This window comes from Pyrococcus sp., assembly GCF_030153625.1.
GTDB lineage: Archaea > Methanobacteriota_B > Thermococci > Thermococcales > Thermococcaceae > Pyrococcus > Pyrococcus furiosus.
This window is the reverse complement of sequence record NZ_JASKLM010000070.1, coordinates 1-6,566: the sequence shown is the minus strand read 5'-3', so window position 1 is coordinate 6,566 and position 6,566 is coordinate 1. Positions and strand designations below refer to the sequence as shown.

6 protein-coding genes and 1 rRNA gene are annotated in these 6,566 nt (G+C 42.2%); 2 read left to right on the top strand and 5 right to left on the bottom strand.

Going from position 1 to position 6,566, the window contains the following annotated elements:
* Positions 1 to 149 precede the first annotated feature (149 nt).
* Positions 150 to 836, top strand: a complete 687-nt coding sequence (locus PWP39_RS09450) for a class I SAM-dependent methyltransferase (RefSeq protein WP_011011250.1) — start codon at positions 150 to 152, stop codon at positions 834 to 836.
* Here PWP39_RS09450 and PWP39_RS09445 read toward each other — a convergent pair.
* The gene (locus tag PWP39_RS09445) at positions 807 to 1,709 is read right to left on the bottom strand and encodes a hypothetical protein (RefSeq protein WP_011011249.1); all 903 of its coding nucleotides are present in this window, start codon (positions 1,707 to 1,709) and stop codon (positions 807 to 809) included. The genes PWP39_RS09450 and PWP39_RS09445 overlap by 30 nt on opposite strands.
* A 5-nt stretch (positions 1,710 to 1,714) precedes the next feature.
* Positions 1,715 to 3,286 (bottom strand): lysine--tRNA ligase, encoded by a 1,572-nt coding sequence (gene lysS, locus PWP39_RS09440; RefSeq protein WP_288073557.1) that lies wholly within the window; start codon positions 3,284 to 3,286, stop codon positions 1,715 to 1,717.
* 120 nt (positions 3,287 to 3,406) lie between these two features.
* Here lysS and PWP39_RS09435 point away from each other — a divergent pair, with 120 nt between their 5' ends.
* Positions 3,407 to 4,015, top strand: a complete 609-nt coding sequence (locus PWP39_RS09435) for a diacylglycerol/polyprenol kinase family protein (protein ID WP_288073556.1) — start codon at positions 3,407 to 3,409, stop codon at positions 4,013 to 4,015.
* Here PWP39_RS09435 and PWP39_RS09430 read toward each other — a convergent pair.
* From PWP39_RS09430 to PWP39_RS09420, 3 genes are all read right to left on the bottom strand, one after another.
* Positions 4,009 to 4,575, bottom strand: a complete 567-nt coding sequence (locus PWP39_RS09430) for a DUF366 family protein (protein ID WP_288073555.1) — start codon at positions 4,573 to 4,575, stop codon at positions 4,009 to 4,011. The two genes, PWP39_RS09435 and PWP39_RS09430, sit on opposite strands and share 7 nt — an antisense overlap.
* A 5-nt stretch (positions 4,576 to 4,580) precedes the next feature.
* Positions 4,581 to 6,041, bottom strand: coding sequence for a DUF2139 domain-containing protein (locus tag PWP39_RS09425; protein WP_288073559.1), 1,461 nt, complete (start codon positions 6,039 to 6,041; stop codon positions 4,581 to 4,583).
* 118 nt (positions 6,042 to 6,159) lie between these two features.
* A 23S ribosomal RNA gene (locus tag PWP39_RS09420) occupies positions 6,160 to 6,566 on the bottom strand; the annotation flags it as partial.

The window sequence follows — 6,566 nt, the reverse complement described above, 5'->3', positions numbered from 1 at the left end:
TGTTTGCGTTCTGGTATAATTTTGTTAGGTTTCATTCTCGGTTTGGTTGTCCGCCTGGTGATGTGACTGAGTGGCTTCAAGAGGTGATGCCCCAGTTATTTATTGTAATTCCTTAAGTTTAAAATACTTTTAGGTAGATTTACATTACGATGGGATTCAAAGAATACTACAGAGCATTCCCTACATACACAAAAATTGAATCTAAAGAATACAAGGGTAGAGTTGAAACTCTGGGACCAATTTTAATAAAGTATATGAACAAGAACAGAGGAAAGGTTCTAGATTTGGCCTGTGGAGTGGGAGGGTTCTCATTCTTTTTGGAGGATCTAGGGTTTGATGTAGTAGGACTTGACAATAACCCTGAGATGATAGAAGCTGCAAAAAGGTATGCCGAAAAAAGGAGTTCAAAAGTTAACTTCGTTGTAGGGGATGCAAAAAACCTCCCATTTGAAAATAACAGTTTTGATTATGTGATCTTTATAGACAGCATATTCCACTTTACCCCATCTGAACTCAACCAAGTGTTCAAAGAAGTTAAACGTGTCATAAAACCCGAAGGAAGATTTCTGATATATTTTACCGATTTAAGGGAGCTCTTGCCAAATTTAAAAGAAAGATTAGTTATAGGAGAGAAGTATTGGGTTAACAGAATAACCACTGATACCTCCGAGAGAATCGCCACAATTGAATTCAAAAGTGAAGACGACGAATTCAGAGTAGAATTCAACATCTGGGGAAAAACAGGTGTTGAGCTATTGGCAAAACTTTACTTCACAAAAGAAGCTGAAGAAAAGGTAGGGGGATATTCATACCTCATCGTTTATAATCCCAAGTAAGATTTCTCTATGGTTGCCAAACGCTTCAATAATCCTTACTGAGCCTGCTGCATTCAGGAAATTTTCAAGCTCCTCCCAAATCTCCGGAGTTATAGGAAGATCTAAAGGCCTTGGTTCGTAATAGTCTACCCCTTTAACCAGTGAAGTTGCGAAATACCATAACGTCTTGCGTACTTTTCTTCCCTTAACTTCAGAAAAGCTAAATCCCTTACAATTGAAGGCAGAGTGAAGAACCACTATAAGACTTACCTTAACTCCTTTTCCCAAAATCTCTGCTCTCTTTGGATCCTCAACACTCTTTATTCTATACCCACTTCTAGTGACTTCATCATAAGGAAGTTTCACTCCATAAATTTCCTCTATTACAGGATCATAAACAAGAACACTTGTCCCACCAGTTATGTAAAGTTTTCCATTCCTGACTTCCACAACTGTATTTTCCGTGCTAAGAACTGGGAAGCCTTCAGCCAAAGCTAGGGAGGATAATGTACTCTTTCCACTGTGCGGATATCCCAAAAACAGTATCCCCTCGTTATCCTTTAGAATGGAAGCAGAGTCTGTCAGAAATATCTTTCCAAGTTTTGCACCGGCCCTAGCAACGGCCTGAAGTAGGAAAAACACTGGGGACTCATTTTCATAAGCTTTAGGGGGTGGAGATTCTATGATGTATTCATCAACTCCATGATTATCATACAAAGCTCCAAAAACTCGAAATGATTTGCCCTTTCTTCTCTTAATTACAACATTAACAGTACTTTTCCTCATGGAGACATCTGGTAAGTATCTTTTAGAAAAAGTGGAGAGAAAAGCATCCTCAAACCCATCATCTAAATCTCCCCTAATTTCAACCCCAATTCCCGCAACATTCAACATAAAATTCACCCTTCTAACCTAAGCCTTCTAACTACAAACTCCCTATCCAATGCAGCTAAGAAATTAGCTAGCTTTGGCCCTCTATCTTTACCTATGAATAGTTTGTACAATGTGGAAAACCACACTTTGCTCGGAATATTCCTCTTCTTGGCAACCTCAAATAGGATGTTGTTAAGCTCATCAACGGCAAAGTCTTCATGCGATTCGAGCCACTCTGCAACTTCAAGCATAGCTTCCCTAATAGTTGGATCAACTTCTGAAACTCCAGGAACGCTGAGAATCTTAAATTTAACTTCTTCTGGTGCATACTTCTCAACCCAATTTTTGGCCAGTTTTATCCTAAGCTTAATTCTATCTATGTCCTCTTGGGTGAGATTCTCAGGAACATGCCCCTGCTTTACCAATGTGAAAATTATATCCTCAATAGAGAGATGGGGTAGTTGAACGAGTACAGCTAAGAATCTAAATGGAGCTTGAGCTACTAACCTTTTTGGCTTTTTAGGGACAGAGAGTTCATAAGTTCTCTTGAGCTCCTCTTCATCCCCCTTTCCTTTTTCAATTCCAAAGTATATCCTCTCAACCCTATCGAATTCGTCGTACAAATTCAAAAGACCTAGACCAAGGTCTATCCTTATCTCCTTGTTTGGCCTGTGCTTAGCATATATAAACCTCACAAGCCCAGGTTCAAGGACTTCATATAAGTCAGATAATAGAATTACGTTACCCTTACTTCCGCTCATTTTTCCCTTCTGTCCCTTAATTCCGACGAACTCATACATTAACGTTAGTGGGGCTTCTTTTCCATAGACTTCCCTAATAATTTCTTTCCCTGTATCATAACTTGAACCAGCAGCCAAGTGATCTTTTCCTGCAGGCTCAAAATCAACCCCAAAATGTGCCCATCTCATTGGCCAATCAACACGCCACCTAAGCTTTACATTGCCATCCCTTATATCTGTCCACCCTTCATGACCTTCAGGACATCTATATTTTACTTTCCACTCTCCATCCCAATCTATTATCTCACTCTCCTTTCTGTGCTCTGGACAGTACACCATGGCAGGCCACCAATTTTCAGGAAGGGGAGGCTGCTTAGCAACTTCCCTATATTTGTTAAGTATACTCATTATCTTCTCCCTAGCCTCAAAGGCCCTCCTAATTTCCTCTGCATATTCTCCCCTCTTGTAAAGCTCACTTGCCTTCAAGAACTCAACGTCCATCTCAAGCTTCGCAACTTCTTCCTCAAATAATTCCATAAAATGTTCAGCATAGCTATCGTGACATCCCCACGGATCAGGGACTTCGCTAACTGGAATCCCCAAGTACTCCTTCCACTCTTGGGGTACATTCTTGGGAACTTTTCTAAAACGATCGTAATCATCCCACATGTGAATGTGCCTAACATTATACCCCCTATCTCTTAATGCATGCCCAACAATGTAAGCAGTGAAAAGCTCCCTAAAATTACCCACGTGAACGTAACCACTTGGAGTTATACCACTCTCAACAACATATTCCTCCTTCTCGCCTTTCTCCCTAATGATCTTTTCAGCCATGTGGTCAGCCCAGTGAACCATTCTTCACCACCACGAGTAGCTGGGAAACTACCTTTTTTAAGGTTATAGCTAAGGGGACATTACCGAAGCTAAGAAAACAGTTTTTAAGCCTTAAAGCTTTTTAATTTCTTGGTGGAATACATGCTAGAGACTGTAGCAGGAGTTACAATTGGAGCTTCTTGTATAATAATTACTATAGCCCTAACAAAGAAACTTGGGCCTGACTGGGCATGGATAAATAGAAAGCTTATACACCTCAGCATAGTGCCTGCAGCCTTATTCTTCTATTACGGAATAATCCCAAGAGAAATTTTTAGTCCAGCAGCAGCCCTCTTTGGTATTGCTCAACTGCTAACTCATATTAAAAACAAGGAGTTACATTGGTATCAGTTAAAGCAAAACTATGGAGAGGTGTTCTTTGCATTTTCGGCATCATTCATAACATTCATATTCCCCAGAGACTATGCATCTGCCTTGCTTCTCGTTATGGCAATAAGCGATGGAGTAACTGGAATTATAAGACACTACTACTTCAGGCGAAATGGCTTCAACGTAAAGCTCAAAAAACATTGGACAGGAAGCTTGGGGTATATAGCAACTGCCACAATAATAGCAATGGCGTTCTTGGATGGGGGTATAATAGAAAAAGTGGGATGGGCATTCATACTCACACTAGCTGAATATCAGCCATTGATAGATGACAATCTTGCTGTGCCTCTCATTGGTTCAGTGCTATACTTCCTCTACTGAACCCACCTTACTTTAAGACTGTCCTTTTTTACCTTGTTGAACTCCTCAACAATAGCCCTACCAGTTCTCTCCATGAACTCCTCAACGTCTGTTATGCCAAGCTCTCTAAGTCCTATAGCATCGACACCTTCTGGAACCCCCCTAGCCTCAACGTTTATGCCAATGTGTATTTTCACGCTGACTGGAGAGATTGTGGCAATTGATATGCTGAGCTTCTTTCCGTTCACGTAGATATCATCCCCCTTCCTCTCCGTCTTAATCCCATACTCACTAAGAACTTCACAAAGCTTGGCTATGAAGAGTTTCTGGAGAGTTGATGCAAAAAGAGGATTCACAAAGTCAAAGATCTCAATAATATAATGCACCATGTCATCACTCTTAATTTCATTTTGCAGCCTTAAGTCTTCAATGTCAACCATCTCTTCAATCTTTACATTACAGCTTCCTCTAAAAACAACTAAAGAATTTCCCAGGAGACCAAAGTTCCTATAAGCCCAATGGCTTCTAATTGCTGAGCCGTCATAGTCAATTCTTCTATCCCTAACTATAAGTAATTCCATCAACATCACCAGAGCTCTATTCTGGCAACACCACTGAAGTCTTCATTCTCAAGTTCAAATGAGACTATACCAGAGAATGCCCTAAGATCAATGATGTTTCTTCCCTTCTCAATGTCAAACTCTTCAACGTCAGCCTCTCTAAGAGGAAGAGCCAAATCATATTCGTAAACCTTCAGATGGTTATCTCTTGAAGCCTTAATTATGAGTCTAGCATTCTCGTACCCATCCAAAGGAATTCCACCAAAGATTCCTGCTCCCATTCTCTTACCTTCACTCGGGAAAGCCAATGGAACTGAAAAGCTAACTGCAGGCGGTTTCTCTTGAAGTATCTTTTCAGGAAGAATAACTATATCCTTGTTTCCTGTGTCAAAAGGAGTAGCATCTAATGCCCCAACGTTTGGAGTTGTATTTGTAGCTACCAATATTTTTCCATCTGCTTTCTCTATTGAAGTTATTCTAGCTCCAAACACTCCCACTATCTTGACCATAGGAGGAGCAAAGTACACTAAAACACTTGGCCCTGGGATTGTATTTGTAAACTTGTGATATATCATTTCTTCCTGGGTTCTTGGCCTATAATAGGCATCGTGATGAGCATTGAATCCTACAAGTATTCCACCACCAATAGGCAAGGCATTGACTCTGAACGGAGCATAGAATGTATAGAAGTCAAACAATCTAACAAAATTAAACGGTTCATCGTTATGTGGATTTCCAACGAATACCCCGCCTCTCACAAAAGCAAACACTCTGTTGTTTACTGAACTCATTGCCCCAAGGTGAGGTTGGATATACTTGCCTCCGTCCAAACTTTCTCCCAATGGAAACACTTCCCACTTTTCAGTTATCATATCAAAGGCATGAATTTCCTCTAATCCCTTCCTATAATTCTTCCCTATTCCAAAGAATGCAAGATCATGCATCTGGCATCCTTTAGCACTTGGCCTATCATTGAGAAGTCTTATCTTCCCATTCCTACTCAAAGAATACACTCCCAAGTTTTTGTGCCCATCTTCCCTAGCTAATAGAAGTTCATCCGTATAGGGATTGTATATTATGTCACTAACCTCACCTGCCCACTCAGTTGGATGGTGAATTGATTCCTTCCACACAAGCCTAACTTCCTGGTTTTCGGTGTCGTATTCATGAACATGAGAGTATTTGTTAGAGAAATCAATTGTGGCTTTTCCTTCTCCTTTTCCTTTATATTTTGCCGGAGCATGAACCCAGCCACCAAAGTAGATGTATTCGTCAACAACTTCTACTGCATTATAGGTATCGCCACCAGAAGTGGGTCTTGAACCCACAAGCTCAAACTCGTAAATTTTGTGAAAATCCTCTGCTATAAAGTGTGCTTCTCCCTCAAAGGCTAATGTAAAGTAAAGTGTTCCATTATGGAACCTTAGACCGTATATTCCTCCACTTCCCCACTCTGGACCATATCTTGGAGGATACCGATAGTTCATCTTCACCTATATCACCAAAAGTGAATATCAGAATTTTTACTAATAAACTTTTGCAGAATAGGCAATTAATGGGCCGTGCATAGGCGGGTGGCCTGTCAAGTGCCTGGCCCCTCCTTCGAGGGGCAGGACCTCGGGCGATTGGGAGCGGCAGACTAAGCGGGTCGGTTGGCCCTTCCCGCTTACATCCCCGCCCCATCAACCGGGTCTTCTACCCGAGCCCTCGTCCCTGGCAATGGGCCGGTCGCCCAGGCCCAAGCGCCAGGGAACGGCCGCCTATTTTCGGGGGCCGCTTCGGCCTTAGATGCTTTCAGGCCTTATCGGCTGCGGCGTAGCTGCCCGGCGATGCCCGGGAGGACAACCGGTAGACCAGAGGCCGCGGCACCCTGTTCCTCTCGTACTAGGGGCACCTTCCCCTCAGGCGGCCAACACCCCCGGTAGATAGCATCCGACCTGTCTCACGACGGTCTAAACCCAGCTCACGTTCCCCTTTAATGGGTGAACACCCCCACCCTTGGCCCCTGCTGC